The sequence below is a fragment of the Nucisporomicrobium flavum genome, assembly GCF_016464385.1.
Classification (GTDB): domain Bacteria; phylum Actinomycetota; class Actinomycetes; order Mycobacteriales; family Micromonosporaceae; genus Actinoplanes; species Actinoplanes flavus_A.
This window is the reverse complement of sequence record NZ_JADMLH010000004.1, coordinates 131,739-147,666: the sequence shown is the minus strand read 5'-3', so window position 1 is coordinate 147,666 and position 15,928 is coordinate 131,739. Positions and strand designations below refer to the sequence as shown.

The following is a 15,928-nucleotide window of genomic DNA, read 5'->3' as shown; positions in this document are numbered from 1 at the left end:
GCTCACGGCGTACCCGTCCAGGCGGCGACGACCTCGTCCCGGCTCTCCCCGGTGGGGCGCGAGTCCTCGATGCCCGCCCAGCGGATCACGATCCGTACGGTGGTCAGCGGGGCCGCGCCGGGGCTCTTCTCCGCGTACGCCACCGCGATCTGGCGCAGCCGGCCGGGGTCGGCGACGTACGCCTGCTGCTGGCCCTCGATCTCCGCCCGGCGCAGGCCGCTGTTGGCCTCGGTCAGCACGATCGTGCGGCCGGTGGTGTCGACGCCCTCGACCCGCGTGTCCGGTGCGTCCGCATCCGGGTCGGGCGCGGTCGAGTACATCCGGAAGGGGCCGAACGGGAAGTCGTCGTCCTGACCCCAGAAGGTGCCGGCGAGCAGCAGCACGGCCGCGACCGCGGTCACCGCGACCCGTACCGTGCGCCCCCGGGTGCTCAACGTGTCCATCGCGCCCGGACCCTACCCGGTGGCCGCCACCTGCCGGGTCCCGGCTCTCCGGCCGGCCCAGGTTCGCGATCACCCAGCCGGGTAACACTTGAACCATGCATGTCCTGGCGGCGGAGACCGACCTCAACAGGCTCACCGGGCTGACCGGCTGGGTCGCGTCCGTGATCGAGTCCCTCGGTGCGGTGGGCGTCGGCCTGCTCGTCGCCCTGGAGAACCTCATCCCGCCCATCCCGAGCGAGATCGTGCTGTCGATGGCGGGCTACCTCGCCAGCGAGGGCAAGGTCGACCTGATCCTCGTCACGATCGCGGCGACGGCCGGCTCGGTGGTGGGCGCGCTGGCGCTCTACTGGCTGGGTCACGCGCTGGGCGAGGACCGGCTGCGCCACTGGCTCGACCGCATCCCGCTGGTGGACGCCGACGACCTGGACAAGGCCGACCGCTGGTTCGAGAAGCACGAGAGGTCGGCCGTGCTGTTCGGCCGGATGGCGCCGGTCGTGCGCAGCCTCATCTCGATCCCGGCCGGGGCCAACCACATGCCGCTCGGCCAGTTCACGCTCTTCACCACGATCGGCAGCGGCGTCTGGAACTGCATCTTCGTCGGCGCCGGGTACGCCCTCGGCTCCCGCTGGCAGAACGTCGAGCAGTACAGCACCTGGATCAACTACGCGGTCTGGGCGCTGATCGCGCTGGTCACCGTGCAGTGGGTCGTCAAGAAGGTCCGCAAACGCCGGCGCGCGGCCGCGGATCGGTGATCCACGGCCGCGCGTCGCTGGTAAGGGGTCAGAACCCGGCGCTGATCCGGGTGAACTCCCAGTCAGCCTGGGCGATGCCCGAGCAGTTGGAGACGACGCCGCCACCGGCGCAGCCGCGGTCACGGTTGACCGCCCAGAAGGTGAACCGGGCGAAGCCCTTGCTCTTCGCGTAGTCCCGGATCCGGGTCCACGTGTCGGGGCTGGTGAGCTCCTGCTGGTCGGACAGGCCGTTCATGCCGGAGATGCCCATGTGCGAGTACGCCTGCGCGTCGGTGTAGCCGAACGTGCTCTTGAGCAGGTTCTTCAGGCCCTCGGAGGCGCCGACCGTGCTGGCGTACATGTCCGCGCCGCCGCCGAAGTCGAACGGCATCTGGGTGAAGATGTCGATGTTCGCGTTGAGCGCCTTGGCCTGCTGCACGAGCCGGGTGCCGAAGTAGTTCGGGCCGGTCGTCGACGTGCCGAAGGTCAGGATCGTCTTCACGTTCGGGTTCTTCTGCTTGACGATCTTCAGCGCGTTGAGGATGCGGTCCTGCACGACGGTGTTCTCGAACTCGTCGGAGTTCTCGATGTCGATGTCGATCGCGCCGAGCTGGAACGCGTCGATGACCTTCTGGTACGCCCCCGCGAGCGCCTCCGGCGTCGAGCAGTTCGGGCCCAGCTTGTTACCGCTCCAGCCGCCGATCGACGGGACCACGCTGCCGCCGGCCGCCTTGATCGCGCTGATCGTGCTGGCGTGCACGCCGCCGGTCAGGCCACCCTCGCCGTCCCAGACCGGGTTGCAGCCGTTGGCGAGCACGAACGCCATGGTGAACGCCTTGATCCCGGTGGCGTTCATGACGGTCGAAGGCGCCGGCGGGTTGCCCCAGCCCGGGTAGATGTACGGCGCCGACGCCATCTTGGTGCCGGTCGCGGGCGGCGTGGTCGGGCCGGTGGGCGGCGGGGTGGTCGGGTCGGTGGTGCCGCCGCACACGCCGTTGTCGGCCCAGACGTCCCACTGCCCGCTGTGCGTGGCGGGGCTCTCGTTCTGCGTCCACCACTTGGCCGTGTAGTTGTGACCGTTCTGGGAGGCGGTCATGTCCTTGGTGTAGACCGCGGACGAGCTCCAGGCACCGGCACAGGCGACGGCCGCGTTGGAGGCGGTCATGGGGATGACGGCGGCCGCGGTTCCGGTGAGGGCCACCGCGAGGGCGGCCAGATAGCGCATCTTGAGCTTCATTCGGGGGTTCTCCGCTCAGGGCAGGGCGTGGACGTGGGGGGATACGGCGTTGGCCCATCCGTTGCCGGCGGTGACGTCCCAGTTGATCGACCAGGTCATCGCGCCACGGAGGCCGGGGTAGGTGCGCGGCGGCCGGAAGGAGCCGCAGTTGGTGCCGCGGGCCAGGCAGTCCAGCGCCTGGTTGACCACGGACGGGGAGACGTAGCCGCCACCGGCCGCGCCGGTGGTGGCCGGCAGCCCCATCGCCACCTGGTCGGGGCGCAGGCCGGCCTCCAGCTGGATGCAGGTCAGGGCGACGATGAAGTTCACCGAGCCCTGGCCGTACGCGGCGTTGTTGTCGCAGCCGAGCATCGCGCCGGAGTTGTAGAACTGGGTGTGGACGACCGTGAGGATGTCCTTGATGTCCAGCGCGAGCTTGAAGTACGAGCCGGCCGGGTTCTGCATGTCGATGGTCTGCGGCGCCATCGTGATGATCAGGCTCGAGCCGGCCTTCGCCCGCAGGCTGCGCAGCGCCTGGGCCATGTAGGTGGGGTTGAGCCCGTTCTCGAGGTCGATGTCGACGCCGTCGAAGCCGTACGTCTGCATCAGCGAGTAGACGGAGTTGGCGAAGTTCGTCGCGGCGCCCGAGTCGTTGACCGACACCGAGCCCTTCTCCCCGCCGACGGAGATGATCACCTTCTTGCCGCGCGAGTGCAGCGTGGCGACGTCGGCCTTGAACTGGGCGTTCGTGTAGCCGCCGACGCTGGCCGACAGCCCGGCGTCGATGGTGAAGGAGACCGCGCCCGGCGTGCTGGTCGCATCCGCGAAGGCCACCGCGACCAGGTCGTACGTGTTCGGCACCGCGGCGAGCTTGATCTCGTTGGCCGGGTTGTCGAAGTTCTGCCAGTAGCCGGTGACGATGTGCGCCGGCAGCGAGCCCGAGGCCGGCGGCGTCGTGGGCGGCGTGGTCGGCGGGGTGGTCGGCGGAGTCGTGGGCGGCGTGGTCGGCGGCGTGGTGGGCGGGGTGGTCGGCGTGGTGCCGCCGCCGCACGCGCCGTTGTCGGCCCAGACGTCCCACTGCCCGCTGTGCGTCGCGGGGCTCTCGTTCTGGGTCCACCACTTGGCGGTGTAGTTGTGACCGGACTGGGAGGCGGACATGCCGTTGGTGTAGACCGCGGACGAGCTCCAGGCACCGGCGCAGGCGACGGCCGCGCTGGCGGTGGAGGCGACGTAGACCGTGGCGGCCGCGGCGGTGGTGACGGCTGCCGCGGCCAGGACTAGGGATCGGCGCATGGGGGTGGGCCTTCCACGGGGACCGGTGGGGGTGCGCCAATTATTAGGACTGTTAACAGAGGAAGTAAAGGCATCCGTGAACTTAACTTTCAATCAAGCAGCGGGGCCGGCCGCGCAGCTCGCGCGACCGGCCCTTCCGTGTACGTATTGAAGAAAGCAACTACCTGCGGAATTGCAGCCAGTTGACGTTGACGAAGTCGGCGGGCTGTCCGCTGGAGAAAGTCAGGAAGACGGTGTGCCGCCCGGACACGTTGGACACGTTGCCCGGCACCGACCGCCACGACTGCCAGCCGCCGGTGTTGCCCAGGGCGAAGGAGCCGATGGGCGCGTTGCTGCGGCTGTCGATGCGGACCTCGATCAGGCCGCTGACTCCGCCGGCCGCACCCGAGGCCACCCGGGCCACGAAGTCTCGGACGCCGCCCGTACCGAAGTCGACGTTGTTGTACTGCAGCCAGTCGCCGTTGCCGATCCAGCCGACGTCCTCGCCGCCCTCCGAGCACGTCTCCTTCTGCACCGCCGAGGCGGCGTCGTAGGACTCGGCCTGGATCGTGCCGTACGCGTCCCGCGTCCCACCCGTCGGCGGCGGCGTGGTCGGCGGCGGTGTGGTGCCACCACCGCCACGGCTGTAGACGGCGACGTAGTCGACAAGCATCGAGCGGCCCGACACGGTCGAGCCCGTGGGCGTGCCGGAGCCGGCGACACCGTTCGGGAACGCGCCGCCCATCGCCACGTTGAGCAGCAGGAAGTATCCGGCGTGCCCGGTCATGTTCGTCCAGTGCGGCTCACCGACCTGGCTCTGGCTCACCGAGTGGAACTGCTGCCCGTCGACGTACCACCGCAGCTGGTTGGGGCTGACGCTGCGGTCCCACTCGAACGCGTACGTGTGGAAGGCCGACTGGCAGCTGGACCCGGGGCAGGCCCGGTTGGCGCCGATGCCGAGGGTCTCGTTGCACGGGCCGCCCGGGTTCACGCCGCAGTGCAGCACGCCCCAGACGGAGTTGATGCCGTTGACGTTCTCCATGACGTCGAACTCGCCGACGCCCGGCCAGTTCTGGTAGTTGCCCCGGTACGGCGCGCCGAGCGCCCAGAACGCGGGCCAGTAGCCGGCGGCCTCGGCGCCGGTCACGTTGGGCATCTGGATGCGGCCCTCGATGCGCAGCACCCCGCCCGAAGGCGCCTTGAAGTCCGAGCGCTGCGTCTCGATGCGCGCGGAGGACCACTGGCCGGAGCCGTTGCGTACGGCCGTGATGCGCAGGTTGCCGGAGCCGTCCTGCGCCAGGTTGGTGGTGCTGTTCGTGTACGTCTGGATCTCCCCGGTGCCCCACTGTGCGGGGCCGCCCGGGTAGCTGGTGCCGGTGTCGATGATCCAGTTGCCGGAGCTGGGGAGCGTGTTGGCCGCCCCGGTGAAGTCGTCCGCCCAGACCTGCGTCCAGCCCGACGGGGGCGGGGGCAGGGCGGCCTGGGCGGAGACGGCGACGGCGGCGGGGGCGGTGAGGGCGGCGCTGGCGGCCGCGGCGGCGAGGAAACGGCGACGGATTCTCATACGACGGCTCCCAGGGCTGTCGTGGGGACGAGAGAGCGCTCTCAGAAAAGTGTCGGGCGCGTTTCACAAAGTTGTCAACATTAAGAACTTTCGATCTTTCCGCAGATCAGCGGCGCAAGATCAGCTGCTCAGCCGCGGTCCACGCCGTCGACGTCACCAGGTAGAGCCCGGCGGCGAGCGGCAGCCACGCCACCGCCGCCACCGACAGGTACGGCACCCCCGCCAGCACCCGGCGCAGCGGAGCGTCCGGCGCCATGGAACGCCGTACCCGCCGGGACGACCACCACGCCAGCAGGACCGTGAGGGCGAGCAGCACGGCGAAGACGGGCAGGCCGCTCAGCAGGTGCGCGGTCAGCGGGACCCCGAACAACTGGCCGGCCAGGACCCCGGTCGGCGCTCCGGCCCCGGGCTGCACCACGTGGTACATGAGCATGAAGAACGGCGCCTGAGCGAGCGCGGGCAGCAGTGCTGCGTACGGGCTCACCCCGCGCGCACGCTGCAGGGCGAGCGTCTCGGTCGCCAGCGTGGCCGGGTCACCGCGGTGCTTCTCCCGCAACGCGGCGAGGTCGGGCGCCAGCGCGGCGCCACGGCGGCCGGAACGGGCCTGCAGCCAGCTGAGCGGGCTGATCAGCAGGCGGACCGCCATCGTGAACAGCACGACGGCGAGGGCGGCGGTGAAGACACCGGCCGACGGCGCCAGAAGGGCGGCGATGCCCCCGAGGGCGGATTGCGCGATATGGACGAAAACGGACATGGGCGTACCCCTGCGGTCTGAAGGAAATCGGACGCGGAGGCGGCCGTGCGTGCGCTACGCGAGCGCGGCCGCGGGGTACGCCGAGGGTGCCCGAGGGCGCGGACGCCCGGCTGCGTCCGGATCCAGGAAGCGGGGTGCCGGGCGGGCGCCGGCCCGGCCCGCCGCATCGACGGCGCCGGCCGGGCGCGGCCGGGCGGGCGGAGCCAGCCCGGCAGCCACGAGCGCCACGAGGAGCCCGGCGAGGACCGCCGCGAGGCCCAGCACCAGATGCGACGACTGGGTGCCCGCGCCCGGCAGGGCGACGACGGCCCACAAACCCAGCAGCAGCACGGACATCACGCTACGCCCGCAGCGCAACATTCGTTTTCGGGCAGAGCGCGGCGGGTACAAGCGGCGCATGGCGACGTCGGACACTGCGGCACAGGCGACCACGATCTCCGAGGAGGTCGCCGAGGAGGCAGAGGCGCAGGGTCTTCTGACCCTCGGCGTCGAGGAGGAGTACCTGCTCGTCGACGCAGTCGAGCCGCGGGCGGTGGAAGCGGTCGACGACGTCCTCGACCACCTGCCCGACGACATGCGCGAGTCGGTGCAGCTCGAGTACATGCGCAGTCAGATCGAGACCGCGAGCCCGCCCCAGCTGCAGCTCTCCGAGCTCTACGACTCCCTGCGGCGGCTGCGGTCCGGGCTCGCCACCGCGGCGGAGGCCGCCGGCGCCCGCCTGGTCGCGGTCGGCGCCGCCCCGGCCGTCGGGCCGCACAGCCGGGTCGTGGACAAGCCGCGCTACCACCGGATGCGGGAACGCTTCGGCGACCTCTCCCCCGGCTCCGGCCTCAACGGCATGCACGTGCACGTCAGCATCCCCGACCCGGAGACCGGCGTGCAGGTCCTCAACCACCTGCGGCCGTGGCTGCCCATCTTCCAGGCCGCCGCGGCGAACTCGCCGCTGTTCGCCGGCCGCGACACCGGGTACGCCAGCTGGCGCTCGATGCTCTGGGAACGCTGGCCCACGGTCCAGCCCACGCCGCACCTGGAATCCCACGACCACTACCTCCAGATCATCTCGGACCTGCAGGCGAGCGGCGCGGCGCTCGACGAGGGAATGCTCTACTGGTACGCCCGCCTGTCGGCGAACTACCCCACGGTCGAGATCCGCATGGGCGACGTGTGCCCCTCCCTCGACGACACCCTGCTGCTGGCCGCGCTCGCCCGCGCCCTGGTCGCCACGATCCTCGGCGACATCCACGACGGCAAGGACGCGCCGCAGCTGCCGTACCCGCTGCTGACGGCCGCACACTGGCGGGCCGCGCACGACGGGCTCGAGGGCGTCAACATCGACATGGCCACCCGCGAGCTGCGCCCGGCGTGGAAGCTCATGCGCCAGCTCCTCGACTACGTACGCCCCGAGCTGGAACGCCACGGCGACCTGGAGATCGCGACCGTGCTGATGGGCCGGCTGCGCTCGCACGGCACGGGTGCGGCCCGGCAGCGCGCGCTGCTCGCCCGGCAGGCGACGGTCTCCGACGTGGTCGACTGGCTCGCCCTGACCACCAAGAGCGCCCCGCTCGGCCCGGGCGCCCAGATCGACCCGGCGACGCCGCTCGACCCCTCCACGCCGCTCGACCCCTCCACGCCGGCCGACCCTTCGACGCCGGCCGACCCTTCGACGCCGGCCGACCCTTCGACGCCGGCCGACCCTTCGACGCCGGCTGATCGGGAGGCTTCGTGAAGCTTGTCGTCGTCGGCGGGGACGCGGCCGGGATGTCGGCGGCGTCGCAGGCGCGCAAGCTCAAGGGGCCGGACGAGCTCGAGATCGTCGCGTTCGAACGGGGTCACTTCACGTCGTACTCGGCCTGCGGGATCCCGTACTGGATCGGCGGGGCGGTGACCGACCGGGACGCCCTGATCGCCCGCGAACCGGCTGCGTTCGCGAAGGCGGGCATCACCGTACGGTTGCGGCACGAGGTCGTGGCGATCGACCTGGACCGGCGCGAGGTCGTCGCGCGGGACCTGGACGGCGGCGGCGAGCGCCGCGAGGGCTTCGACCAGCTGGTGTACGCGGCCGGCGCCGTGCCGGTGACCCCGCCCTGGGCCCGCATCGACGCCGAGGGAGTCTTCGGCGTCCAGACGCTCGACGACGGCACGGCCATCCACGCCTGGCTCGACCGCGAACCCCGGCCGCGCCGGGCGGTGGTGATCGGCGGCGGCTACATCGGCGTCGAGATGGCCGAGGCGATGGTCCGGCGCGGCCTGGACGTCACCCTGCTGGAGAAGTCCCCGCAGCCGATGTCCACGATGGACCCCGACATGGGCGAACGGATCCACGAGGCGATCTGCGGGCTGGGCATCGAGGTCCGCACCGGAACGCACGTGGAGGGCCTGGAAACCGCGGACGGCCGGATCTCCGCGGTGGTCACCCCCGCCGGGACGGTCCCGGCGGACATAGTCGTTCTCGGTCTGGGCGTACGGCCGAACACGGCGATGGCGGAGGAGTCCGGCATCCCGCTCGGGGTGACCGGCGGCCTGCGGACCGACCTGCAGATGCGGGTCACCGGGGCGCACGGGCGCATCGACGGGATCTGGGCGGCCGGGGACTGCGTGGAGAGCGTCAACCGGATCAGCGGTCAGCCCGTCCATGTGCCGCTGGGCACCCACGCCAACAAGCAGGGCCGGGTGGCGGGCATCAACATCGGCGGCGGCTACGCGACCTTCCCCGGAGTCATCGGTACGGGCGTGACCAAGGTCTGCGACCTCGAGGTGGCGCGTACCGGCCTGAGCTCCCGGGAGGCAAAGGCGGCGGGCTTCGACGTCGTGACCGCCTCGGTCGAGTCGACGAGCCGGGCCGGCTACTACCCGGGCGCCAGCTCGATGCTGATCAAGCTGATCGCGGAGCGGCGTACGGGAATGCTCCTGGGCGGCCAGATCGTCGGCCGCGAGGAAGCCGCCAAGCGCATCGACGCGCTGGCGATCGCAGTGTGGAACCGCATGACGGTCGAGGAGATGACGGCGCTCGACCTGAGCTACGCGCCGCCGTTCTCGCCGGTGTGGGATCCGGTGCTGATCGCGGCGCGGAAGGCGACCGAGCAGGTGCATGCCTCTCGCTGACCGGGTTTCTCTCCGCAGTCCGGGGGTGACGCGTCTTTCGCGGTGACGCGTCCTTTTTTGCTGAGCCGCCGCGATCGCGCTGCCTGCGGTGATTACTTTCGGCCACTCGATGATCACGAATACGGTATCGTTTTTGATCTTGCTGCACGGTAGGCATGACGGATGCCGCCGCAATCCCCCGATCGTCCGGCACCGCGACCAGGCCCGCGCCACTCAGCCACGACCGAGCGGGCCCGGTTCGACGCGCTCACCGGCGGCACCGGCGGCTTCCCGCACGTGACCGTCCTGGAGGGCGAGACCGCCCTCGGCCGGCACCGCCGCCCCGAGTCCCTGGCCGACAGCACCACGCTCCGTCCACCCGCGACGCCACGCATCGCCGGCGGCCGGCGCGCCACCCTCGACCTGAGCCCGCGTTCCCGCTCCGGCTCCGAGGGCCGCTCCGCCTCGCGGAACCGGTCCGCTTCCGGATCCACCGCGGCTCACGGCCGGTCCGCTTCCGGATCCACCGCCGCTCGCGGCCGGTCCACTGCCGGGTCCTCCGCTTCGGGCCGGGCGGCGCGGGGCCGGCACGCCGCCGCCGATCCCCTGGCCATCACCGTGCGCCCGCTCCCCGCCGTACGCGACGCGGCCGGCGCCCTCCGCGACTGGGCCCGCGCCGACAACGGCAAGCCCCCGGTCACCGGCGCCCACCGCGCCCCCGGCACCCTGCCCATCGAGTCGTGGCTGCTCATCGGCCGGCACCGCCAGCAGGCGCTGCTCGCCACCCTGGTCGCGGTCGGCCTCATGCTGATCGTCATCCCGATGCAGCGCGGCGGCGGCACGGACGTCAACCCGATCAACGCGGCCGACCACGCGATCGTCACCACGACCGCCCCGGCCGCGAAGCCGCCGGCGAAGAAGCCCGGCGACACCCCGGCCGCACCGGCGAAACAGCGCGACCCGGCCGCCTCCGAGCCTGCGACCGCACCCAAGCCGCCGGCCGGAAAGAACACGCCGTCCACCGCACCGAGCGCCGCCGCACCGAGCGCACCGGCCGTGCTCGTGCCGGAAGGCACCGGACCGGCCAGATCGCTGCGCACGACGGGCACCGAGACGGTCGCGCTCACCTTCGACGACGGGCCCGACCCGGTCCAGACCCCGAAGATCCTCGAGCTCCTCGACCAGTACGGCGTCAAGGCCACGTTCTGCCTCGTCGGCGACCAGGTGCGCCGCCACCCCGACATCGTCCGCAAGATCGCCGCGGCCGGTCACACGCTGTGCAACCACACGTGGAACCACAGCCTCACCATCGGCAAGGACAAGCCGGAGACCATCCGGAAGGACCTCGCCCGCACCAACGCGGCCATCCGCGCGGCGGTGCCGGGCGCCGAGATTCCGTTCTTCCGCGCGCCGGGCGGCAACTTCACCGACCGCCTGGTCGAGACGGCGTACACGGACGGCATGACGTCCCTCTACTGGGAGGTCGACCCCCGCGACTGGGACCACCCGGAGCTGGAGGACGAGAAGACGCACGTGGAGAAGGTCGTCAAGGGCGTACAGGACCACGTCCGGCCGGGCTCGATCGTGCTGTCCCACGACTTCAACCAGCCGGACACGATCTCGGCGTACGGGAAACTGCTCCCGTGGCTGACGGAGCACTTCACGCTGGGGCTCCCGTCCCAACCGGCCCCACCGGCGGCACCCGCGGAATCAGCACCCGCCTCCACCGACCAGTAGCCGCCGGCGATCGGCTCCCGCTCGCGGGTCAGGTCGCCGGCTGGCAGGTCGGGCACCAGTACAGGTTGCGTCCGGCCAGCGGCCCGCGCAGCACCGGCGTCCCGCACACCAGGCACGGCTGCCCCGGACGCCGGTACACGTACACCTCACCGCCGTGCCGGTCCACCCGCGGCGCCCGCTGCATCGCCTCGGGGGTGTGTGCGGTGTGGACGGTGTCGATCCGCCCGCGCGCGACGCCTTCCTTCATCAGCGCCCGCAGGTCGTCCCACATCTGCTCCCAGCAGGTGGCGGAGATGCTGCGCCCCTGCGTGGTGGGGGCGAGACCCGCGCGGAACAGCACCTCGTTCGCGTAGATCAAGCCACACCCGGCGACCACCGTCTGGTCCAGCAGGAGGGCGAACACCGGCTTCATGCTGCTGCGGATCCGGCCGTACGCCACCAGCGGGTCGGCATCGTCACGCAGCGGATCCTGGCCCAGCCGCGCCCGGAGCACCGCCACCTGGCCCGGGTCGAGCACCTCGCACGCCGTGGGCCCGCGCAGTTCCAGCCAGTGCCCGGCCCCGACCATCACCATCCGCAGCTGCCCGACGGGCGCCGGGGCCGGCCCGTCACCGTCCGCGAACTTGCCGTAGAGGCCGAGGTGGATGTGCAGGCTCCGCTCGCCCTCGTAATGGTGCAGCAGATGCTTGCCGTACGCCTCGGTGTCGGCCAGCGTCCGCCCGGTGAGAAGGGCGGCTCCGGCGGCGAACCGGCCTTGCGGGCTAGACAGGGCGACGGCATGCCCGGCGAAGAGCTCCCGATGACGCGCGGCAAGCCGATGAATGGTGTGTCCCTCTGGCACGGTCCGCAACGGTAGCCGATCCCCCACCGCCTCACCCACCGCCATGATCAAAAAGGTCCCCGGCCACATCGGGCCGGGGACCTCGCGTCGGTCGATCGGGGGCGGGCTCAGCCGCCCAGGCTGTTGTAGAGGCTGTCCGGCGCCTCGGTGATCTGGTTCGCCGGCGGGCGCTGCGCGTCGACCGTCGTGCCGTAGTCGGTGTACAGCACCTCGAGCGGCTGGGCCTGCTGACCGTTCACGGCCGGAAGCTGGATCGTCAGCGCGGACAGCCGGCCCTGGTCGTCGACGCCCGCGGTGAACGGCACGTTCTGCGCCTGCGCGCCCCAGGTGCTGACCATCTTCTGGTCGACGCCGGCGACACCGGCCGCCTTCGTCAGGTCCAGCGTGCCCTTGTAGCTACGCGAGTCCACCTGCTGCACGTCCGTGGTCGAGCTGAGCAGCTGGGCCGTGTTCGCCGGGTCGATCTGCCCGGGCCGCAGGCCGACATTGGCGCCCTCCGGCAGCCGGGAGACGTCCAGGTGCGTCCACGTGCCGGCCTTCGTGATGCCCGGGACCTGCACGTACAGGTCCTTGTCCACGAGCAGCGTCTTCACTTCGATCTCGGTGTTCGGCCCGGTCGCGGTCAGCGTGGCCGTACCGATGCCCTTGGTCGCATCCATGGCACCGTTCATCTTCAGCCCCGGCCCGGACGTCACGGTCACCTTGAAACTCTCCGTGCCCAGCTTCGCGGCGGCCGAGGCCAGCGCGGAAGCGGCGGCGGGATCGGCCGCACCGACGCTGGCGGAGGCGCTCGGCCCACCGCTCGCCGGGCCGCCGGCACCGGGATCCGCGTCGCCGTCGGCGGAGCATCCGCCCACGGCCAGAGCAACAGCGGCCACAGAAGCGAGCCCCAGCCCACCGATACGAGCGGTACGCATGTCGATCCTCCCTGCCCTCCGTCGCCGCCCTGGCAACGGCTTCCCTACCCATCCGTCACCACCCTCGGCGACGGCTTCCGTGCGCAGCCGACGCCACTCGGCGACGGCTTCCGTGCGCAGCCGGCGCCACCCTCGGCGACGGCTTCGCTGCGTATCCGTTGCCACCCTCGGCGACGGTGCACCCCGTTTTCCCGATGCGCCGCAAAACGAAACGGCGGGACGGGCGTCGGCATAGGACGAACGGCAGAAAAGGGAGAGGCCGGGCGGATCAGTGACCCACCCGGCCATTCAGGCTCAGCGCCCCGCGCCCCGGGCCCCGGAGGACAGGGCCCCCGACGGCTCGCACGCCCCTGGAAGAACTGCCGAAGCTGCTCGGCGGCCCCGAACGCAGCGGGACCGCCCCGGAGCATCGCAACCGCCGAAGAGCATCGCGCCACCCGAGGGGAACGCGGCCCCGAACGCGGCGACCCTCGAACGCAGCGACCCCTGAAACAGCGTCGCCACGAGCGACGGCACAGCCGAACGCGCCGGTCACGGCCGAACCCGCCGGCCACGGCCGAGCAGCACGGCCGCACGGCGCTCAAGCACCACAGGCCCCCAGCCATCCGCGCGCGGCGGACGGCCGGGAGCCCGTAGGCCGAGCCATCCGCGCGCGAGCGGAGGTCGGGAGCCCGTGTGTCGAGCCGTCGGGTCAGGCGTTGAGGACGCCCGAGAGCTGGCTCGGCATCTCGCCCACCTGCGAGGCCGGCGGGGCTTCCACCGACACCGGGGTGCCGAAGTCCGAGTACTTCGTCTTGATTTTGCCGGTGCCGGGCTGGATCGCGCTCATGTCGAGGGTCAGCTCGACCAGGCGGCCCTCGCTGTCCTTCTTCGCCGTGAACGGGATCTTGGTCGCCTTGTCGCCCAGGGACTTGAGCTGGTCACCCTTGTTGAAGCGGGGCGACTTGGTCAGGTCGAGGGTGCCCTTGAAGCCGTCGGTGCCCACGCGCTCGACGCTGGTCACGGCCTGGAGCATGGCCTTGGTGCCGGCCGGGTCGTCCTTCGGCAGGGCGAAGTTGCTGCCCTCGCCGAGCTTGGTCGCGTCGATGTGCATCCAGGGCTTCGTGCTGGTGCCACCCTTGAGCATCTCGCCGAGCTGGCCGCCGAACTTCATGTACAGGTCGTCGCCGAGCTTGCGCATCTCGATCTTCGTGCCCTTGCCGAGCGCGCCCATGTCCATGCTCATCCTGGCGGTGCCCGCCTTGGGGTCGGCCACGCCGGTCATGCTGAGCGCGCCGGCCATGTCCATGTCGACCTTCACGCTCTGCTCGCCGAGCTTGCTCACCGCAGCGGTCAGGTCGGCCGCCGGGTCCAGCTTGCCGGCCGCCTGCGTTGCCGCCGCTCCGGAGCCGGTGGCGCCGGTCGACGTGCTGTCGTCCGGCCCGCAGCCGGTCAGGCCGAGCCCGGCGATCAGCGCCAGGCCGGCGATCGCCAGCCGTCGATTCCTCATTGCGTTTCCTCCCCGTCGGAGCTCTTGTCGGGGCACACCGTAGCGAAGGCGTGCGACATTTTCCGCCCCCGGCTGACCGCCGGGGGGCTGCGGCCGGGCACTAAGCTCGGCTCATGGCTGACCTGCTGGACGCGGAATCGGTACGCAGCGCCGTGGCCGTGCTGGACGGCTGGGAGGGCGGGCCGGACGCCATCGTGCGTACGGTGGGCCTGCGCAGTTTCCCGGTCGCGATAGCCGTCGTGGACCGGGTGGCCGAGGTCGCCGAGCAGATGGACCACCACCCGGACATCGACATCCGCTGGCGCACGCTGACGTTCCGCTGCAGCACCCACTCGGCGGGCGGCGTGACGACCCGCGACATCGCCCTGGCCAACCGCATCGACCGCATCGTCGCCGACGCGTCCTGAGTCCCCCACCGCCACAGCCGGCAGCGGACCAACCACGCCCACCGCGGCCAAGCAGCGCCCACCAACGGACCCGCCGCGCCCGCCAGCGGATCAGCCACGCCCCGCCGCGGTCAAGCAGCGGCCGGCACCACCCTCATGGGGCACGCGAATCCCCCACCCGCGGCGAAACGGCGTAGATCACAACACTGTCCGCGCCCCTGATTCGCCGCTGCCGGGCGGCAGACGGCATGATGGCCAAGGCATGCGCACGCCCACGAACCGGGAGGTCACGTGAGATTCGAGGTCAGCAAGGTCCTCGACGCCATCGAGGCCCGTCTCACCACCGACCCCGCTCTCGCCCGCGCGGTCGTCGATCTTTCCGAGATCGTCCGGTACGCCGACCTCGACGGCGGGCGCCCCGCCAGCATGCTGCGGCTGGGCCTGGTCATCGACGCGCTCGGCCGGCACGTGGCCGAGGAGAACGTCCCGGTGTACGCCGTGGTCCCGCGCGGTCTGCTCTCCGACGCCGACCTCACCTCCAACGAGCGCATGGTCGTCCGCCGCTGGGCCGACGACGGCGTGGTCGAGGTGGTGCCGCAGCTGGACGACCGGGTGCTCGAGGTGGCGGAGCTGCTGGGCCTGCCGGTGCTCACGCGTACGCGGGCCGAGCGCTTCCGTGACCGCCGCCCGTGGGTGGAGGATCCCGGCCGCCTGCTCGCCGCCGTACCGGGCGCGGGCGGTCCGGTGCTGGTCGCGCGGGTCGGGCGCGGGGAGGTGCCGGCCGTGGCCGAGCCTTCGCCGCTCGGGCAGAAGCTGCTGTCCCGCGTCTGGGGCTGCCCGGAGAACTGCACCGCGTACGGTTCGGGTGGCGATCCGGACAGCCCGTTCGCCGACATGCGGAAGACGACCAGCCCGGTCTCGCAGCCGCCGCCCGCCCTGCGGGCCGGTGTGCCGACCTGCCCGCGCCACGGCACCCGGTTGCGCGACGCGGGTCCGCGCCCGGCCGTCGAGGTTCTTTCCGTACGCATCGACGGCATCATCCGCCAGCGGTTCGTGGTCTCCACGGAGAAGCCGGTCGTGGTGGGCCGGGCGCCGGAGGGCGACGGTGGCGTCATGCTCGGGCAGTGGCTCACCGACGACGCCCGCAAGTGGATCAGCCGCGGGCACGTCCGGTTCGCCCTGCACAGCGGCGAGCTGAGCGCGCAGGACGTGAGCACCAACGGCACCGGCATCCGCCCGAACGGCTCGTTCGACGACGACCAGCGGGTCACGCTGAACCGCGACGAGATCCGCACGCTGGGCCCGGACGACATGGTCGAGCTGTACGCGAACGTGCACGTGGGCCGCGCCAAGCTGTGGGCGTCCGGCGGGGTCAGCCAGCCGCACTCGGTGATGGCCGAGGCGCCGACCATGGCGATCCGCAAGTTCGAGCGGTAGAACCGCGGCCGCCGCCGCCCTGGCGGAGGCGGCGGACGGCCGGGCGGCGACCGTACCGGC

General features: G+C 71.8%; 15 protein-coding genes. 6 read left to right on the top strand and 9 right to left on the bottom strand.

Annotated elements, in window-relative coordinates:
* Nucleotides 1–2 precede the first annotated feature (2 nt).
* Complete coding sequence (locus IT780_RS12295; RefSeq protein ID WP_199511627.1) at nt 3–443, bottom strand: hypothetical protein; 441 nt, start codon at nt 441–443, stop codon at nt 3–5.
* A gap of 95 nt (nt 444–538) precedes the next feature.
* On the opposite strand from IT780_RS12295, the gene IT780_RS12290 reads away from it, so the two are divergent.
* Entirely contained in the window at nt 539–1,195 is a 657-nt protein-coding gene (locus tag IT780_RS12290) for a DedA family protein (protein WP_199511626.1), read from the top strand.
* Between the two features lie 28 nt (nt 1,196–1,223).
* Here the strand turns inward: IT780_RS12290 and IT780_RS12285 are convergent, their stop codons facing one another.
* The 5 genes from IT780_RS12285 to IT780_RS12265 form a co-directional block, all read right to left on the bottom strand.
* Nucleotides 1,224–2,411 (bottom strand): glycosyl hydrolase family 18 protein, encoded by a 1,188-nt coding sequence (locus tag IT780_RS12285; protein ID WP_199511625.1) that lies wholly within the window; start codon nt 2,409–2,411, stop codon nt 1,224–1,226.
* A 15-nt stretch (nt 2,412–2,426) separates the two neighbouring features.
* Nucleotides 2,427–3,683 (bottom strand): chitinase, encoded by a 1,257-nt coding sequence (locus IT780_RS12280; protein ID WP_199511624.1) that lies wholly within the window; start codon nt 3,681–3,683, stop codon nt 2,427–2,429.
* Nucleotides 3,684–3,843: 160 nt separating this feature from the next.
* Nucleotides 3,844–5,226: a carbohydrate-binding protein gene (locus IT780_RS12275; RefSeq protein ID WP_199511623.1), complete on the bottom strand. Its 1,383-nt coding sequence runs from the start codon at nt 5,224–5,226 to the stop codon at nt 3,844–3,846.
* Nucleotides 5,227–5,332: 106 nt separating this feature from the next.
* Entirely contained in the window at nt 5,333–5,980 is a 648-nt protein-coding gene (gene yidC / locus IT780_RS12270) for a membrane protein insertase YidC (protein ID WP_199511622.1), read from the bottom strand.
* 54 nt (nt 5,981–6,034) lie between these two features.
* Nucleotides 6,035–6,310: a DUF6412 domain-containing protein gene (locus IT780_RS12265; RefSeq protein WP_199511621.1), complete on the bottom strand. Its 276-nt coding sequence runs from the start codon at nt 6,308–6,310 to the stop codon at nt 6,035–6,037.
* Between the two features lie 67 nt (nt 6,311–6,377).
* Here IT780_RS12265 and IT780_RS12260 point away from each other — a divergent pair, with 67 nt between their 5' ends.
* The 3 genes from IT780_RS12260 to IT780_RS42635 all read left to right on the top strand — a co-directional run bounded on the left by IT780_RS12260 (nt 6,378) and on the right by IT780_RS42635 (nt 10,798).
* Entirely contained in the window at nt 6,378–7,706 is a 1,329-nt protein-coding gene (locus tag IT780_RS12260; RefSeq protein WP_199511620.1) for a carboxylate-amine ligase, read from the top strand.
* The gene (locus IT780_RS12255) at nt 7,703–9,082 is read left to right on the top strand and encodes an FAD-dependent oxidoreductase (protein ID WP_199511619.1); all 1,380 of its coding nucleotides are present in this window, start codon (nt 7,703–7,705) and stop codon (nt 9,080–9,082) included. Before IT780_RS12260 ends, IT780_RS12255 begins: the two co-directional genes overlap by 4 nt.
* 162 nt (nt 9,083–9,244) lie before the next feature.
* Nucleotides 9,245–10,798 (top strand): polysaccharide deacetylase family protein, encoded by a 1,554-nt coding sequence (locus tag IT780_RS42635; RefSeq protein ID WP_267910003.1) that lies wholly within the window; start codon nt 9,245–9,247, stop codon nt 10,796–10,798.
* 28 nt (nt 10,799–10,826) lie between these two features.
* On the opposite strand, the gene IT780_RS12245 is transcribed toward IT780_RS42635, so the two are convergent.
* The 3 genes from IT780_RS12245 to IT780_RS12235 form a co-directional block, all read right to left on the bottom strand.
* A complete protein-coding gene (locus tag IT780_RS12245; RefSeq protein WP_199511618.1) occupies nt 10,827–11,639 on the bottom strand; it encodes an Fpg/Nei family DNA glycosylase in 813 nt (270 codons plus the stop codon).
* 107 nt (nt 11,640–11,746) lie between these two features.
* Nucleotides 11,747–12,556, bottom strand: coding sequence for a LolA-like protein (locus IT780_RS12240; RefSeq protein WP_199511617.1), 810 nt, complete (start codon nt 12,554–12,556; stop codon nt 11,747–11,749).
* A gap of 691 nt (nt 12,557–13,247) precedes the next feature.
* On the bottom strand, nt 13,248–14,045 hold the full coding sequence (locus IT780_RS12235; RefSeq protein ID WP_199511616.1) for an SCO4651 family lipoprotein: 798 nt from the start codon (nt 14,043–14,045) through the stop codon (nt 13,248–13,250).
* Nucleotides 14,046–14,158: 113 nt separating this feature from the next.
* Between IT780_RS12235 and IT780_RS12230 the strand changes: the two genes are divergently transcribed.
* Complete coding sequence (locus tag IT780_RS12230; RefSeq protein WP_199511615.1) at nt 14,159–14,452, top strand: 4a-hydroxytetrahydrobiopterin dehydratase; 294 nt, start codon at nt 14,159–14,161, stop codon at nt 14,450–14,452.
* Between the two features lie 270 nt (nt 14,453–14,722).
* On the top strand, nt 14,723–15,868 hold the full coding sequence (locus tag IT780_RS12225; protein ID WP_199511614.1) for an FHA domain-containing protein: 1,146 nt from the start codon (nt 14,723–14,725) through the stop codon (nt 15,866–15,868).
* Nucleotides 15,869–15,928: the final 60 nt, after the last annotated feature.

Coding starts and splice junctions, on each gene's coding strand:
- IT780_RS12275 (WP_199511623.1), bottom strand. CDS start 5,226: ATGAGAATCCGTCGCCGTTTCCTCGCCGCCGCGGCCGCCAGCGCCGCC.
- IT780_RS12230 (WP_199511615.1), top strand. CDS start 14,159: ATGGCTGACCTGCTGGACGCGGAATCGGTACGCAGCGCCGTGGCCGTG.
- IT780_RS12290 (WP_199511626.1), top strand. CDS start 539: ATGCATGTCCTGGCGGCGGAGACCGACCTCAACAGGCTCACCGGGCTG.
- IT780_RS12240 (WP_199511617.1), bottom strand. CDS start 12,556: ATGCGTACCGCTCGTATCGGTGGGCTGGGGCTCGCTTCTGTGGCCGCT.
- IT780_RS12285 (WP_199511625.1), bottom strand. CDS start 2,411: ATGAAGCTCAAGATGCGCTATCTGGCCGCCCTCGCGGTGGCCCTCACC.
- IT780_RS42635 (WP_267910003.1), top strand. CDS start 9,245: ATGCCGCCGCAATCCCCCGATCGTCCGGCACCGCGACCAGGCCCGCGC.
- IT780_RS12260 (WP_199511620.1), top strand. CDS start 6,378: ATGGCGACGTCGGACACTGCGGCACAGGCGACCACGATCTCCGAGGAG.
- IT780_RS12295 (WP_199511627.1), bottom strand. CDS start 443: ATGGACACGTTGAGCACCCGGGGGCGCACGGTACGGGTCGCGGTGACC.
- yidC (WP_199511622.1), bottom strand. CDS start 5,980: ATGTCCGTTTTCGTCCATATCGCGCAATCCGCCCTCGGGGGCATCGCC.
- IT780_RS12235 (WP_199511616.1), bottom strand. CDS start 14,045: ATGAGGAATCGACGGCTGGCGATCGCCGGCCTGGCGCTGATCGCCGGG.
- IT780_RS12280 (WP_199511624.1), bottom strand. CDS start 3,683: ATGCGCCGATCCCTAGTCCTGGCCGCGGCAGCCGTCACCACCGCCGCG.